General features: G+C 62.4%; 13 protein-coding genes. 8 read left to right on the plus strand and 5 right to left on the minus strand.

The genetic code is table 11. The features are described from left to right. Window positions 1-18: 18 nt before the first annotated feature. Window positions 19-960, plus strand: coding sequence for a D-2-hydroxyacid dehydrogenase family protein (locus BSP239C_RS15435; protein ID WP_101574247.1), 942 nt, complete (start codon window positions 19-21; stop codon window positions 958-960). 99 nt (window positions 961-1,059) lie between these two features. Here BSP239C_RS15435 and BSP239C_RS15440 read toward each other — a convergent pair whose 3' ends face one another. After that, the gene (locus BSP239C_RS15440; RefSeq protein ID WP_101574248.1) at window positions 1,060-1,881 is read right to left on the minus strand and encodes an aldo/keto reductase; all 822 of its coding nucleotides are present in this window, start codon (window positions 1,879-1,881) and stop codon (window positions 1,060-1,062) included. A 288-nt stretch (window positions 1,882-2,169) separates the two neighbouring features. Here BSP239C_RS15440 and BSP239C_RS15445 point away from each other — a divergent pair, with 288 nt between their 5' ends. Next, a complete protein-coding gene (locus BSP239C_RS15445; RefSeq protein WP_219618913.1) occupies window positions 2,170-3,102 on the plus strand; it encodes a hypothetical protein in 933 nt (310 codons plus the stop codon). 47 nt (window positions 3,103-3,149) lie between these two features. On the opposite strand, the gene BSP239C_RS15450 is transcribed toward BSP239C_RS15445, so the two are convergent. Beyond that, entirely contained in the window at window positions 3,150-3,668 is a 519-nt protein-coding gene (locus BSP239C_RS15450; RefSeq protein WP_101574250.1) for an adenine phosphoribosyltransferase, read from the minus strand. 76 nt (window positions 3,669-3,744) lie between these two features. Between BSP239C_RS15450 and BSP239C_RS15455 the strand changes: the two genes are divergently transcribed. Next, entirely contained in the window at window positions 3,745-4,368 is a 624-nt protein-coding gene (locus BSP239C_RS15455) for a protein-L-isoaspartate O-methyltransferase (protein ID WP_101574251.1), read from the plus strand. 154 nt (window positions 4,369-4,522) lie between these two features. Here BSP239C_RS15455 and BSP239C_RS15460 read toward each other — a convergent pair whose 3' ends face one another. Beyond that, a complete protein-coding gene (locus BSP239C_RS15460) occupies window positions 4,523-4,921 on the minus strand; it encodes a hypothetical protein (protein ID WP_101574252.1) in 399 nt (132 codons plus the stop codon). 431 nt (window positions 4,922-5,352) lie between these two features. Here BSP239C_RS15460 and BSP239C_RS15465 point away from each other — a divergent pair, with 431 nt between their 5' ends. After that, window positions 5,353-6,381, plus strand: a complete 1,029-nt coding sequence (locus BSP239C_RS15465) for a hypothetical protein (protein ID WP_101574253.1) — start codon at window positions 5,353-5,355, stop codon at window positions 6,379-6,381. Between the two features lie 113 nt (window positions 6,382-6,494). Here BSP239C_RS15465 and BSP239C_RS15470 read toward each other — a convergent pair whose 3' ends face one another. Both BSP239C_RS15470 and BSP239C_RS15475 read right to left on the minus strand, forming a co-directional pair. Further along, window positions 6,495-8,345 (minus strand): ABC transporter ATP-binding protein, encoded by a 1,851-nt coding sequence (locus BSP239C_RS15470; RefSeq protein ID WP_101574254.1) that lies wholly within the window; start codon window positions 8,343-8,345, stop codon window positions 6,495-6,497. Continuing rightward, entirely contained in the window at window positions 8,342-10,135 is a 1,794-nt protein-coding gene (locus BSP239C_RS15475) for an ABC transporter ATP-binding protein (RefSeq protein ID WP_308298072.1), read from the minus strand. The genes BSP239C_RS15470 and BSP239C_RS15475 overlap by 4 nt, the downstream gene beginning before the upstream one ends. A gap of 333 nt (window positions 10,136-10,468) precedes the next feature. Here BSP239C_RS15475 and BSP239C_RS15480 point away from each other — a divergent pair, with 333 nt between their 5' ends. The 4 genes from BSP239C_RS15480 (at window position 10,469) to BSP239C_RS15495 (ending at window position 15,503) form a co-directional block, all read left to right on the plus strand. Beyond that, complete coding sequence (locus BSP239C_RS15480) at window positions 10,469-12,406, plus strand: acetolactate synthase large subunit (RefSeq protein WP_101574256.1); 1,938 nt, start codon at window positions 10,469-10,471, stop codon at window positions 12,404-12,406. After that, window positions 12,403-12,915 carry an acetolactate synthase small subunit gene (gene ilvN, locus BSP239C_RS15485; protein ID WP_096178825.1) on the plus strand — a complete coding sequence of 171 codons (513 nt, stop codon included), beginning with the start codon at window positions 12,403-12,405 and terminating at the stop codon, window positions 12,913-12,915. The genes BSP239C_RS15480 and ilvN overlap by 4 nt, the downstream gene beginning before the upstream one ends. Before the next feature lie 134 nt (window positions 12,916-13,049). Next, the gene (ilvC, locus tag BSP239C_RS15490; protein WP_101574257.1) at window positions 13,050-14,081 is read left to right on the plus strand and encodes a ketol-acid reductoisomerase; all 1,032 of its coding nucleotides are present in this window, start codon (window positions 13,050-13,052) and stop codon (window positions 14,079-14,081) included. A gap of 129 nt (window positions 14,082-14,210) precedes the next feature. Next, window positions 14,211-15,503, plus strand: coding sequence for a GNAT family N-acetyltransferase (locus tag BSP239C_RS15495; protein ID WP_101574258.1), 1,293 nt, complete (start codon window positions 14,211-14,213; stop codon window positions 15,501-15,503). Window positions 15,504-15,528 lie beyond the last annotated feature (25 nt).

Consider the following 15,528-nt stretch of genomic DNA (forward strand, 5'->3'; position numbering starts at 1 on the left):
CTCCGAGGAAGGACAGGCATGCACATCGTTGTGCTCGATGACTACCAGAACGTGGCGGCCGGCTATGCGGATTGGCAGGCGTTGGGGGCTGAGACCACATTCGTCTCCCGCCCGATCCGCGATACCGGGGATCTCGTGGAGACGGTGACCGGCGCTGAGGTTGTCGTTGCCATGCGTGAGCGCACCGTCTTCTCCGCCGAACGGCTGTCACAGCTTCCGGACCTGAGACTGCTGGTGACCACTGGCCGAGTCAACGCATCGATCGATCTGGACGCCGCACGAGCGCAGGGGGTCACGGTCTGCGGAACTGAATCCACCACATCGGCGACTCCAGAGCTGACCTGGGGGCTGATTCTCTCCGTGCTGCGCAGCATCCCGGCCGAAGATGCCGCCGTGCACTCCGGCGGCTGGCAGTCCACCGTCGGCGGTGACCTCTTCGGACACAAGCTCGGCGTGATCGGACTGGGCAGGCTGGGCACCCAGGTTGCCCGTGTTGGAGCTGCCTTCGGAATGGACGTCGTGGCCTGGAGTCAGAACCTCGATGAGGCGCGGGCCGCTGATGTGGGGGCACACGCTGTGAGCAAGGAAGAACTCTTCGCCACCTCCGACGTCGTGACCTTGCACTACAAGCTCAGCGAACGCAGCCGACGTCTCGTTGGTGTCGAAGAGCTGTCGCTGATGAAACCGAGCAGCATCTTCATCAATACCTCTCGGGCAGGTCTCGTCGACACGGAGGCCCTGACCTCGACATTGCGCGAGGGGCGTATCCGCGGTGCCGGCCTTGATGTCTATGACTCCGAGCCGCTGCCAGCCGACCATCCTCTTCGCAGCACACCGAGGACCGTGCTGACCCCGCACCTGGGCTACGTCACAGATGACACATATCGCATCTTCTTCACCCAAGCCGTCGAAGACATTGCCGCGTGGTCGGCGGGGGAGCTGGTTCGTCAGCTGACGTAAGTTCGACGACCTGGGGGCGAGGGCACGGAAAGGCCCGCTGCGGAGCAAAGATGCTGCGCAGCGGGCCTTGAACGCTCAGCGTCAGTTCACTTCAGAACCTCAGTTGACCTCGGCGGGGTCACCGGAGACACGACCGCCGTTTTCCAGCGAATCGATGGATGCCACCTCGGCGGTGGTGAGTTCGAAGTCGAAGACATCGAAGTTCTGGGCCATGCGATCCCGGTTGTTTGACTTCGGGAAGACGACATGTCCCCGCTGCAGGTGCCAGCGGATGATGGTCTGCGCCCAGGACTTGCCGTGGGTTGACGCGATCTCACCGATGACTGTGTCCGCGTAGTCGACCTTGCCCTGCCCGAGGGGGCCCCAGGCTTCGACCTTGATGTCGTGCTCGGTCAGCAGCGGACGAGTCTCGATCTGCTGGAACTGCGGGTGGCACTCGATCTGGTCGACGGCCGGGATGATCCCGGTGTCGAGAATCTGGGGCAGGTAGCGGTGGTCGAAGTTCGAGACACCGATCGAAGTGGTCAGACCCTGATCACGGTAGGAGGGGAAAGCCTCCCAGGTCTCGACCGAGTTGTTGTTCTCAGGTGTCGGCCAGTGGATGAGGTAGAGGTCGACGTGGTCGAGGCCCAGTTTCTCGAGGCTCTCGCCCAGGGCGCGTTTCGATTCCTCGGCACCGTGGCGATCGTTCCACAGCTTGGTGGTCACGAAGAGTTCATCTCGGGCGATGCCGGAGTTCGCAATGGCGCGGCCCACGCCCTCTTCATTGCCGTAGACGGCAGCCGTGTCGATGTGGCGGTAGCCGACCTCGAGCGCATCGGTGACGATGCGCTCGGTCTCCTCGGGGTCGACCTTGAAGACGCCGAAGCCCAGCTGGGGAATGGTCTTGCCGTCATTGAGTGTGAGTGTGGGAACCGTCAAGGTGCCGCCTTTCGTCACGGGTAATGGTCTGATGTGGTGCAAACGCAGGGCACCGCGGTGGCGGTGCCTGTCCGAGCCTATAACGCGCCGACCGCTGAGTTGTATTCCCAGTTGCCAGGCACAGCTTTCAGACTGGAAGCGTGATCGTTGACTCAACAAGTGCACCGACCGCGGGTCCTGGACCGGGTGTGACGGAACTGCCACAGCCCGGATGCATCGATTAGGAGAAGCCCGGTTAAGTTGAAGAATATGCGCACCACTACTCCGGCACACAGGGTCACTCTGGTCATGATCGCCCTCGCAGCGTTGACCATCGGATTGTCGGGCTGCATCGGTCGGCCAGACCTCAGCGATCGTGCAGCCGAGATCGAGGGTGCGCTCTCTGCACTGCCTGGAGTAGAGAGTGTCAGTGGCGAATATCAGAACAGTTTCGAAATAGGGCGGCGGCTGGTCTATAGGGTAGATATGGTGCCAGGAGCGACCGACGATGACCTTGTCAATGTGGCAGAGAATCTCAACAGCGAGGCCGGGGACGATTTCGTCGACTATGGGCGAGAGCTGACGTTGAGGTTGCCGCACATTTCTGTCGCAATCAACGGCAAACCGGACCTCGACCAGCTGAGGCAGCAACTTCCGCGACTCAGGAGCCTGGCGTCAACGCTGAACGCAAAGACGCTGAGCTGGGAGGCCAACAACGACAATGATCGTGATGATTCGCTGTCGATTTGGGATACCGACGGAAACGCATTCACCGTGATGTCTGCTGTCAGAGATGTGTTCGGGTCGCAAGAGATGCGAGTGAGTTTCGGAAACTCTGGGACCGCGGAATGGAAGGTGGCATTTCCCTATTCTCTGCAGGCGCAGGACAAACTGGCTACCGCGTTTCATCCGGGCACCCGGGAGCTGGACAGGATCGAGATCCACGATGACCAGGTGACATTTGCCTCCGCACATCTCACCGACGAGGTGAATGCCACGACGAAGCTCACGACGCTCATCGATCAGATCAACGACGGTACGTCAGAGCCATGGAATTTTACCTGGTGGGCGGATCAGCCCGAAGGACGTCAGCACAATAAGACGGCAGGAGGAACGGTGAGCGTTGGTGCCTGCACCTATAACACGAACGGCAATGGGGAACGGGAGCCGGCTGATTATCGGGCGTCGGCGGCGTTGAAGATTCAAGACACCTTGCGCGCGAAATACGATACCTGCCCGTAGCTGACTGCTGCTGGCCCAGACTGACTGCTCCTGGCCAGTGAGGTGTTTCAGTCTGTGAAGACGGTGTGCACATCACCGGTGATAGCTCGTCCGCCGAGCGCCTCGAGCTCAAGGGCGACTGCCGAGCCGACCACCTCCGCGCCGAGTTCCTTCACAAGAGCCTGCGCAGCGGACAGGGTGCCGCCAGTGGCGAGGATGTCATCGACGAGCAGAACGCGCTCGCCCTCTTGGAGCACATCGGGACCCTCGATCGTTGCAGTCCCGTATTCGAGTGAGTATGACACCGCTGCAGCCGGGCGGGGGAGTTTGCCTGCTTTGCGGATCGGCAGAATGCCCACACCAGTCATTGCCGCGATCGTTCCCGCGAAGAGGAAACCGCGAGCCTCCAGGCCACCGACGATGTCGAACTGTCCTTCAAAGGGTGCGATGAGCGCCTCGGTGACGGCACGCAGCGCGGGACCATCGGCGATGAGCGGTGAGATATCGCGGAAGCTGACTCCCGGCTGGGGGTAATCAGGGATCGAGGTGATCAGGGTCTGCGCGCGTTCGAGGTCAGTATTCGTCACGGGTCAACGATACTCGTTTGGCAGTAGCGATATCGGGTGGGGGAGTAGCGTAGATGTCACAGCATTGGAGGATTCTATGGCATCCGATCGACAAGCTGACTCACTCGCCGAAGCCTTCGCCCAGGTTCCTCGCGAGCTGTTCCTGCCTGCTAAGGAACGAGGCTTCGCTTCCAGCAATGTGCCGCTGCAGATCGGCGATGGGCAGACTAACTCACAGCCGAGCACGGTCGCCGACATGCTGACGCTCCTGGGCCCACGTGAGGGTGACCGGGTGCTCGATCTTGGGTCCGGCTCGGGATGGACGACGGCTCTCCTCGGCGTGCTGGTCGGAGGACGCGGTCGAGTGAGCGGAGTGGAGCGCTACCGTCGGCTCATCGACGGCGCGCGGGCGTCCCTGAGCGAAATTGATCCGGACGCCGTCGACCTGGGTAGTGTCGAGATCATCGCAGCGACCGAGGGAGTGCTTGGTTTGCCGGAAGCCGGCCCTTTCGACCGAATTCTCGTTTCGGCCGGGTCTGAATCGCTTCCGTATGAGCTTGTCGAACAGCTCAGCATCGGAGGTGTCATGGTCATCCCCGTCGGTGGGGAAATGCTGAGAGTTGTGCGCATCGGATCCGCAGACTCGGGAGCTGACGCAGACGCGGGCATCACCGTCACTCGGCATGGCAGCTATCGCTTCGTCCCCCTCATTCGCGATTGACCTGATTCGCGGCTGTCCGGCTGTGTGGCCCGCGCCGCGACTGAGCAATGCTGATCTGAGTCATGTTCAAGGTACTCCGTGATGGGTGCGATACTGACGAGGTCGAGATCGCTCGTCACGCTCTGTATCGCTTTGTACCGCTTTGTACCGCTGATCAGTGGTTAACGTCATCCTTGTGCTGCTGGTTGTATTTTCTACGTCGGACGAACCAGGCGATGGTGAGAGTCAAGGTGACGAAGGCGAAAGGCACAATCATGTGCAGATCATCTTCCCGGTAGTGCGGAGTCTTCCATGACCACTGCAGCAGAGGATGCCCGAGCTTTGCTTCGACGACGATGAGTACACAGATAGCCGGGAAGAATACGACCGGGATCAACAGGCCTGACAGAGAAGTCTTCTCAACTTCGTCGAGGGAGGGAATGGTCAGCCGAGCCCCACGCTTGCGTGCATAGCGCTGAGTCGCGACGCGGGGCAGATCGAATGTCGTCACAACGACGACGAGGATGCCTGCCCACCACAATCCTGAAGCGATGAACAGCAGTCCGATGATCATCGCGGTCCATCTAGTCACCTGCTGCCCCCGAGCGATGGCGTCGCCGATGATCCGTCGCTCCTCGGCTATGGTGACGAGCTCGGTCCTGACCGTGGAACCGGCTCCAGCTCAGGCTTGAGTTTCGAGTTCTGGGCCGCCTTCGCTGCCAGCTTCGGCTGCGGCCGCAGGACCGACTCCGTTCTCCGTCTCCGCGTCCATCGGCCTCCTCCTCGTCGAGTCGAACAGTTTGTTTCACAACAATACACATTGTCGTGTGGATTAGCAGTTGAGGATCTTCAGCTCGGTGAACCGGCACCAGCCCGGTACATGAACCGATCTGGTGCCGGTTCACCGAGCTGAAGAGCGGCAGGTCGTTTGAGCTACCCGAAATCGTTGGGGACGGTCATATGCAAAGTATTGCTGTTTGATGACGTTTGATAGATTGTAGTGTCATGTATCAAGTCTTTGCGACGACGGATCTGATGCGTCTCGGCTACTCGGACCGTGACATTCGTGCCGCGATCGGGTGTTGCCTCGAGCGCGTTGCGCGCGGTCGGTTCGCTGTCACGGGCACGTGTGCGAATCCTCGGCATGTGAAGATCTGGGCAGCTCTCGCGGACGGGGATGCCGACGAACTCGTGCGACTGGGAGATAAGCGTGATGCCATCGAGCGGGTAAAAGTGCTGATCCGAGCTCGCGCCGACAGGATCAACAGGAAGACTACGAAGGGCCCACAAGCGACGAGCGATGTCTTCTCCCACCTGTCCGCCGCATTGCTGTGGCAGCTCGAGGTGGTGCAGATCGAGCATTCCCGGGTGGAAGTCATCAGGCCGAATTCCAGTGCGCGGTTCGCTCAACTGATCGTTCGTAGGCGAGAGCTCGGCACCGTACATGTCGAGCTGCTCGGCGGTATGATGCTGACCTCGAAGCCGCGGACGCTCATCGACGTCGCCCGTGACTACGAGCTTGAGGTCAGTATTCCGATGCTCGATGATGCTCTGCGGAGACAGCTGGTCACCAAGGAGGAGCTCCGCACCTTGCTTGCAACCTGCAAGGAGGCCCGGAACTGTCATCGAGTCGATGCGGCACTCGCCCTGGCCGATGCCCGGCACGAGTCACCGGGAGAATCTATCGTCGCGATCCGTCTGCATGAACTCGGCCTGGATGATATCGAGCCGCAGTTCGAGATCTTTGATGAGAACGGGTTCTTCGTGGCGCGCACAGACTTCATCCATCGGCCGTCGAAGACGATCATCGAATTCGACGGCCGCGCCAAATACACGCTCAACGGTCGTGACCTGCGAAGGGAATTCGACCGCGAGCGTGAACGCGAACGGCGCCTGCGTGCACTTGGGTACCACGTGATCCGTGTCTATTGGAAGGATCTGTGGCATCGGCAGGCGTTTGTCGACATCGAAAGGCTAGTGCGGACACGAACTCCACGGCAGAGAACTCCTCGTGCAGCACCACCAGCTCGGTGAACCGACAGTAGCCAGGTCCATGGGCCTAGCTGGTGTCGGTCCACCGAGCTGATATCGAATGAGGCTGGGTTGGCTGGGGTGGCTGGGTGGCTGGGGCGAACGAACGCTTCCAGCTACACCAGCGAGTCCCGCCACGCCTTGTGCAGCTGCGCGAACTTGCCTGCCCCTGAGATCAGCTCATCCGGCGTGCCGTCTTCGATGATGCGTCCGGAGTCCATGACGAGGACACGATCGGCGATCTCCACGGTGGAGAGCCTGTGGGCGATGATGATCGCGGTGCGTCCCTCGAGCACCGTCGCCAACGCTGTCTGGACGAGGCGTTCGGAGGGGATGTCGAGGTGCGCGGTCGCCTCGTCGAGGACGACGATGTCCGGGTTCGCCAGGAACACGCGAGCAAAGGACACCAGCTGCCGTTGTCCCGAGCTGAGCCGACCGCCGCGCTTCTTCACATCGGTCTCGTAGCCCTCGGGCAGATTGCGGATATAGGGATCCAGGCCGACGGCCGTGGCCGCGGCAAGAACCTCGTCATCGCCGGCATCGGGGTTGCCGATGCGAATATTGTCGGCAATCGTGCCCGCGAACAGGAACGACTCCTGGGTCACCATGACCACGCTCTTACGCAGCTGCGCATCATCGAGATCACGCAGGTCCACCTCGTCGATGGTGATTCGGCCTTCACTGGGATCGTAGAAACGCGTGACCAGCTTGACCAAGGTCGACTTGCCCGCACCCGTGGCACCCACGAGCGCCACGATCTCTCCCGCAGGGATGCGCAGGTCGAACCGGGGGAGGACATCGGGGCCGTCGCCGTAGGAGAAGCGGACATGGTTGAGGTCGATCGAACGCCCACTGGGCGCTTGGCCGGACCCTTCCGCCGAGGTGGCACCGGAGTTCCGGTCGGTACTGTGCGCAGGCAGGACCTTCGGGTGGGCCGGTGCGACCACCTCCGGATCGGTGTCGAGGACGGCAGCCATCTTCTCCAGTGCCGCCGAGGCTGATTGGTAGAGGTTGAAGGACTGAACAAGTTCATCAAGGGGACCGTAGAAGCGGCGCAGGTAGAGGATGAACGCCGCGAGAACGCCGATCTGCGTCCAGCCTTCGATGACGAGCCACGCACCGACGATGATGATGACCGTCTGCGTGACATTGCCGACCAGCCTCGTCCAGCCCGCGAACCAGGCGACTCCGCGCAGGGCATCGGTGTTGGCGTCGCGGTACGCAGTGTCCTCGTCCTTGAGCGTGCCCCGGCGATCGGGCTGCCGGCGGTAGGCCTGAACAGCACGGATCCCGCCCATGGTCTCGACGAAGTGGACGATGACCTTGGCGATCGAGGTCCGCGTGCGACGGTAGGCGTTCCTCTGCGAACTGTGCGCAGACTTCGTGATGAAGAACAGCGGAATGAACCCCAGGAAGACCACGAGTGCCAGGGGCACGTCGAGGACGATGAGGGTCACGGCGATGAAGGTCATCTCGAACAGCGCCAGAGCCGTGTCGAAGAGTGAGTAGGTGAGGAACTGCTGCACCGACTCCATGTCCGAGGTCTGCCGCGACACCAACCGGCCCGAGGTCGAGCGCTCGTGATAACCCAGGTCGAGACGCTGGATGTGTCCGAACAGTCGCGAACGGAGACTGTAGACGACCTTCTGCGCGGTGATGCCGACGAGCCTCGTCGAGGCGAAAGCGAGCACCGCCGAGGCAATCGCGGAGATGACGAAGGCAGAGACCGCCCGAATCAGTGGCCCCGGATCACCGGCGACTGCCTGCGGAACACCATTGTCGAGCGCATCGGCGATGAAGATCGGACCGATAACGAGGAACAGCGCGGTGAGCACGACGATGACGAGCAGGAAGACCGCCATCGGCAGGTGCGGGCGGACCAGGGAGAACAGCAGCGCACGGGCCTTCTTCGCGATGTCCGGCGGAAGCTGTTCGACCTCATCCTCTTCAACACGCGGAATGCTCATTGCCCACCTCCTTCAGTGAATTGCTCGGCCGTCGCTTGCCCAGGCGTCGAGTGCTCCGCCGCTGCGGAGGCGCCCATGAGTTCGCGATAGAGCGCTGAGGATCCGAGCAACTCATCGTGGGTGCCCAGCGCGACGATGCGTCCTTCGTCGAGGACGGCGACCGCATCGGCCAGTGCCGAGGTGGACGGACGGTGGGCGATGATCAGCGTCGTCGAATCGGGCAGGATCTCCCGCAGCGCCCGTTGCACCCGATCTTCCGTGTCGACGTCGACCGCGGAGAGCGGATCGTCGAGGACGAGGATCCGGGGTGCGCCGATCACGGCACGGGCCAGGGCCAGGCGTTGCCGCTGTCCACCGGACAGGGACAATCCTTGCTCACCGACCTGGGTATCGAGACCCTCTGGCAGCCGCTCGACGAAGTCCTTCGCCGCCGTGATCTCCAGGGCGTGCCAGATCGCGTCATCGTCGACCCCGGGCGCACCCATGCTCACGTTCTCGGCCACCGAGGTGGAGAACAGGATCGGGTCCTCGAACGACACCGACACCAGGTTGCGCACCTCATTGACGGGCAGCTCACGAATATCAGTGCCATCGACGCGTACGGATCCGCCGGTGACATCCTGCAGCCGCGGAACAAGAGAGGCCAAGGTCGTCTTGCCCGATCCGGTGGCCCCGACGATGGCCAGAGTCTGGCCCGGAGCGATATGCAGATTGAGATTCTTCAACGTATCGCGGTCGGTGTCGGCGAAATGGAAGTCGACATTGTCGAAGTCCAGTTCACCTTTATAGCGCCCCACATCGGGAGCATCGGCGATCCGACCGTCGGCGTCGGTGATGTCGTGCCTGATGTCAATGACCTCCCAGTACCTGGCAGCTGCGGTCAGAGCCATGAGGGCATCGGCGAGGAGGAAGCCGAGCATTTCGATCGGCATCCGCATCACCATGGAGATCGTCACGCCGGCGACGACGGTGCCGATGGTCATCCAGCCCTGCACGACGCCCCAGGTGCCCACGGCCACGATGGCGGCCTGGGCGAGTGTGGGCAGGAGGATGAGCACACTCCAGAACCACGAGTCGAGCTTCGCCTTGCGCACCTCGAGACCCTGGAACTTCCGCGACAGGTGGGAGAAGCGCTGCGCGGCCCAGGGGGAGCGGCCGAAGGACTTGAGGATCCTGATCCCCTGAATCGATTCCTCGACCTCGGTGGTGATCTCACCGACCGTGTCCTGAGAGCGTCTGGAGGCTTCCCTGTACCTCTTCTCGAATACCGTGACCGTCGCAATCGTCGGTACGGCCATGATCAGCATGATGAGGCCGAACACCGGATGCAGGAACGTGAGAATGATGGTGCCGATGATGATGATCAGCGGGGTGGTCACAAGGAAGGGAATCCCGAAGGCGAAGAAGCGGCGCAGCTGAGACAGGTCATTGATCGCGCGCGAGAGCAGCTGTCCCGATTCCCAGGAATCGTGGATGGCCACCGAGGTGTATTGGAGCCGGTCGAAGAGACGCGAACGCCAGGTGATCTCCCACTGGGCGACGACCGGCGCGATGAGGAGCCTGCGCGCCCACAGCGCCACCGCCTCGGCGATGCCGATGACGAGGACCCCGAACACTGGCAGCCACAGTCCCGACAGGTCGCGGTGGGCGATGGGCCCGTCGATGATGTGACCGGTGATCAGGGGGATGATCAATTGGATGCCGTTGGCCAGGAGGGTCAGCGCGAGTACAACGATGTACACGCCGATGCGAGAGCGCAGATCGGGCCAGAAACGTAAGAGGGGACGCACCTTCAAGAGCCTAGTCGGGCCGCGTGTCGGAGTCTATGGTTCTCACAATCGGGCTTTCCCTTCCTCTCAAGGCGGAATCGAGTGGGCATCGCAGAGGTCTCACGCTTCAGTCGATAGTCGTCCCAAGTTTCGAGACGATCCATTGCGTCGTTTGACACGCTGATCGCCCGAGGTGAACTATTGAGCCATGACTCACCTTCTTGTCGTCGTTATTACCCAGCGCGCGGATCTTCCGTAGCCTGTCAACACGACACGTTCCGCGCGCCCCTACCGAAACCGGAGGGGCTTTTTTCATGCGGAGACAAGATGGATCACTAGGAAGGATACGAAACGATGGCAGCCACGCCCTCGGCCCAGTCAGCGGGAACTGGCACCGCGCCCAGCGCAGCCCCGGTGACCGCGACCCCGTCAAGCATTCGACGCAACTCGACCCCTGAGGTCCTCACCGGAGCGCAGGCGATCGTCCGCAGCCTCGAACTCCTCGAGGTCGAGACTGTCTTCGGCCTTCCCGGCGGTACCATCCTTCCGACCTACGACCCGCTGTTCGAGACCGACAAGATCCGTCACATCCTCGTGCGCCACGAACAGGGTGCCGGACATGCGGCCGAAGGCTACGCCGCCGCCTCGGGAAAGCTGGGTGTGTGCATCGCAACCTCGGGCCCGGGGGCGACGAACCTGATCACGGCGCTCGCCGACGCCCATATGGACTCTGTGCCCGTCCTGGCCATCACCGGTCAGCAGAGCTCGAAGCTGCTGGGTACCGACGCATTCCAGGAAGCCGACATCGTGGGCATGACGATGCCGGTGACCAAGCACAGCTTCCTCGTCACCAAGGCAGAGGACATCCCCTCGGCGATCCTCAACGCTCACCACATCGCCACCACAGGTCGGCCCGGCCCGGTCCTCGTCGACGTCACCAAGGATGCACAGACGGGTGCCGCACCCTTCGTCTGGCCCGGGGAGCCGCAGCTGCCCGGCTATCGTCCCATCCTCAAGCCCCATGCGAAGCAGATTCGCGAGGCCGTCCGGCTCATCTCGGAGGCTCATCGCCCCGTGTTCTACATCGGCGGCGGTGTCATCCGCTCCCAGGCAGACAAGGAACTGCTCAAACTCGCCGAGGCGACCAATATTCCCGTGGTCACGACCCTGATGGCCCGCGGAGCGTTCCCCGACTCGCACCAGCTCCACCTCGGAATGCCCGGAATGCACGGCAGCGTGCCCGCCGTGACCGCCTTCCAGAAGGCCGACCTGCTCATCACAATCGGTGCCAGGTTCGATGACCGAGTCACCGGCAACCTCGATTCCTTCGCCCCGAACGCGCAGGTCATCCACGCCGACATCGACCCTGCCGAGATCGGAAAGAACCGGGACGTCGACGTCGCCATCGTCGGTGACGCCCGCGAGGTGCTCGCCGAGATGCTCAGCGAGATGCGCGACAAGTTCCCCAAGGCTCTCGACCGTCAGCGCGAACCCTGGTGGCGCTTCCTCAACCGGCTCAAGACGACCTACCCGCTGGGCTACTCCACCCAGGACGAGCTCTGCGATCCGCAGTACGTGATCTCGCGGATCTCGGCCCTGACCGGACCCGAAGCGGTCTACGCAGCGGGAGTGGGCCAACACCAGATGTGGGCCGCCCAGTTTGTCGAGTTCGAGCGCCCCAAGTCGTGGCTGAACTCCGGTGGCCTCGGCACCATGGGCTACTCGGTGCCTGCCGCGATGGGCGCAAAGGTCGCCGAACCGGACCGCGTCGTGTGGGCCATCGACGGTGACGGATGCTTCCAGATGACCAACCAGGAACTCGCAACCTGTGCGCTCAACGGCATCCCGATCAAGGTCGCGATCATCAACAACTCTTCGCTGGGCATGGTCCGCCAGTGGCAGACCCTGTTCTATGACGGCCGGTACTCCAACACCGACCTCAACACGGGCCATCAGACGATCCGGATCCCGGACTTCGTCAAGCTCGCCGAGGCGTACGGCTGCCTGGCCCTGCGTGTGGACAGCAACGATGACGTCGATGCTGCGATCAAGACGGCGCTGGAGACCAACGACCGTCCAGTCGTCCTCGACTTCACGGTCCCGGCGGATGCCATGGTGTGGCCGATGGTAGCCGCTGGTGTCTCCAACGACGAGATCGAATACGCACGCGGCATTCGCCCGGAGTTCGACGGTGAGGGCGAGGAACAGGCCGAGAGCCTGATCGCGGAGGCCGGTACGGAAGAAGACGGCACGGTTCGCTCCGTGGCACAGATCGAAGGGGGCCTGGAATGAATAACCGGCACACACTCTCAGTCCTGGTCGAGAACAAGCCCGGCGTGCTCACCCGCTTCACCGGACTCATCGCCCGCCGCGGCTTCAACATCCACAGCCTCGCAGTCGGGGTGACCGAGCATGATGAGCTCTCGCGCATCACGGTCGTCGTCGACGTCAAGGACGTGCCTCTGGAACAGGTGACCAAACAGCTGAACAAGCTGGTCAACGTCATCAAGATCGTCGAGCTCGAACCGGCCACATCGGTCCGACGTGCCCACATCATCTACAAGGTCAAGGCCAACGCCACCACCCGCCCGCAGGTCGCGGCGGCGGTGGAGATGTTCCGCGCCAAGATCGTCGACGTGGGACCTGACTCCGTCAGCGTCGAAGCCACTGGCGAGCTGGGCAAGGTCGAGGCGCTGCGCGAAGTCCTCGAACCCTTCGGGATCAAGGAGATCGTCCAGTCGGGCACCGTGGCCATCGGCCGCGGCTCGAAGTCGATCACCGACAGGGCCCTGCGTAGCTGAATCCAGTGACGCTGCGCAGCTGACGTCTTCACGTTCCACTTCGTGGAACGAGATCCATCTCAACAAATGAACAGCAGTACCAAACTGTGAAATGATGGGGGAGTACCCCAAACCTCTGAAGGAGCAAGAGAACTATGGCAGCAGAACGCTATTACGACGACAATGCAGATCTGTCCGTCATCCAGGGCAAGAAGGTTGCCGTCATCGGCTACGGCAGCCAGGGCCACGCACACTCACTGAGCCTGCGCGACTCCGGCGTCGAGGTCCGCATCGGCCTCAAGGAAGGCTCCGCCAGCCGCGACAAGGCCGCCGCTGAAGGCCTCGAAGTCGGCACCCCCGCCGAGGTCTCCGAATGGGCAGACCTCGTTGTGATCCTCGCTCCTGACCAGGTTCAAGCCGAGATCTACAACGCAGAGATCGCTCCGAACCTGAGCCCAGGCAACGCGCTGCTCTTCGCTCACGGCTTCAACATCCGCTTCGACTACATCCAGCCTCCTGAAGGCGTCGACGTCATCATGGTCGCACCCAAGGGCCCGGGACACGTTGTGCGTCGCGAATACGTCGATGGCCGTGGCGTGCCCGTTCTCGTGGCAGTCGAAGCAGATGCCTCAGGCAACGCTTGGGAGCTCGTGCTCTCCTACGCCAAGGGAATCGGCGGACTGCGTGCCGGCGGCATCAAGACCACATTCACCGAAGAGACCGAGTCGGATCTCTTCGGCGAGCAGACCGTTCTCTGCGGTGGCACCTCCCACCTCGTGCAGTACGGCTTCGAGGTCCTGACCGAGGCCGGCTACCAGCCGGAGATCGCCTACTTCGAGGTTCTCCACGAGCTCAAGCTCATCGTCGACCTCATGGTCGAGGGTGGAATCGCCAAGCAGCGCTGGTCGATCTCCGACACCGCTGAGTACGGCGACTACGTCTCCGGACCGCGCGTCATCACCCCGGACGTGAAGAAGAACATGGAAGCCGTTCTCGCGGACATCCAGAACGGCAAGTTCGCCGAGCGCTTCATGAACGACCAGAAGAACGGTGCGCCCGAGTTCAAGGAGCTGCGTTCGAAGGAAGAGACGCACCCGATCGAGACCACCGGCCGCGAACTGCGCAAGATGTTCGCATGGCTCAAGGACTCCGATGACGACTACACCGAGGGCACTGCCGCTCGCTGATCGTCACACTCCGAAGCCCCGGACGGCCCTCTGGCCTCCGGGGCTTCGGTTGTGCCCGGCCGCTGTGAAGCGACTGATTCCACTTGATTCGGACTCGTAATCCTGGTGATGTGAATTACTGTTGGAAGCGTGACGAATTACAGCTTCGAGAACTTCAAGCCCGGCTTCGACGAGTCCACTGGTGCTCCAGATGAGCGCACACAGGGGTACTTCGCATCGACGAGTGTGGGATTCCATGACGCCAGATCGACTGATGATGCGCTGAAGAACCGTGTCGAGCGGGCCATCGCCGACGGTCGCAATCTCACCGCCGTCTACGCGAAGCAGGAATACGAACACGCCCTCGACGCCAGCGTTCCTGTGGCGACCTTCGCCTGGTTCGAGAAGCTGGTCAACGTCGGTGGTGGGCGTTTGGTACCCGGTCATCTGATCACCTGGGTGACGGTGCGGCCGACCCATCGTCGGCGCGGACTGCTGCGGTCACTGATGACGACCGACCTCGCCGAGGCAAAGGCCGACGGATACCCGTTCGCCGCACTGACAGCGACCGAAGGTGGAATCTACTCCCGCTTCGGCTTCGGTGTCGCCACCTGGTCACACTCCATCGAGGTCGACACCTCGCCCGGCTTCAAGATGGTCCATGAACCCGACCGTCGGGTCGAACTGTGCCTGCCCGGCGAACTGCGCGAACTGGCTCCGAAGATCTACGGAGAGTTCATGCGCACCTCTCCGGGGGCGATGGAACGCCAGCAGACCTACATCGAACGCGCCACCGGAGCACTCAACACCGACACCGGTGAAGCCGACCGCGGTGTGCGTGCGGCTCTGCACTTCGATGAGCAGGGCGAAGCCGACGGCTACGTGTCCTATAAATTCGCCGGCTGGTCGAAGAATCCGCCGACGATCGAACTCATCGACTTCGTCGCGGTCACGGACGCCGCCTACGCCTCACTGTGGTCATTCCTGGCCGCCATCGATCTGTCGACGCGAGTGACCTTCGGAGAATCTGCCGAGGATTCGCCGCTGCCCTGGTTGCTCACCGACTCCCGCCGAGTCCGGACCGTGTCCACAGAGGACAACATCTGGATCCGGATCCTCGACGTCAAAGCGGCCCTCGAGGCCAGGCCCTGGTACGTACCCGGCACACTGGTGATCGAAGTCGATGACTCCCTTGACCTGGCCGGCGGCCGGTTTACGATCACCTCGGATGGGGAGAACGCCGTCGTCGAAACCGCACCCGATTCGACCCCTGCCGATCTGAGCCTGGGCATCGCGGAGCTCGGCTCCCTCTACTTCGGAGGTGCCGACCCGGTGATCCTTGCGCGGGCGGGGCGCATCGACGAAAACGTGCCCGGAGCGGCCGTGCGCGCGAGCTCAATGTTCAACCTGGGTCGGATGCCGTACTCGCCCAACGGCTTCTGAGGTCCTCGCCTCAAGTGAGCCGAGA

It is taken from the genome of Brevibacterium sp. 239c, from assembly GCF_900169365.1.
Taxonomy (GTDB): domain Bacteria; phylum Actinomycetota; class Actinomycetes; order Actinomycetales; family Brevibacteriaceae; genus Brevibacterium.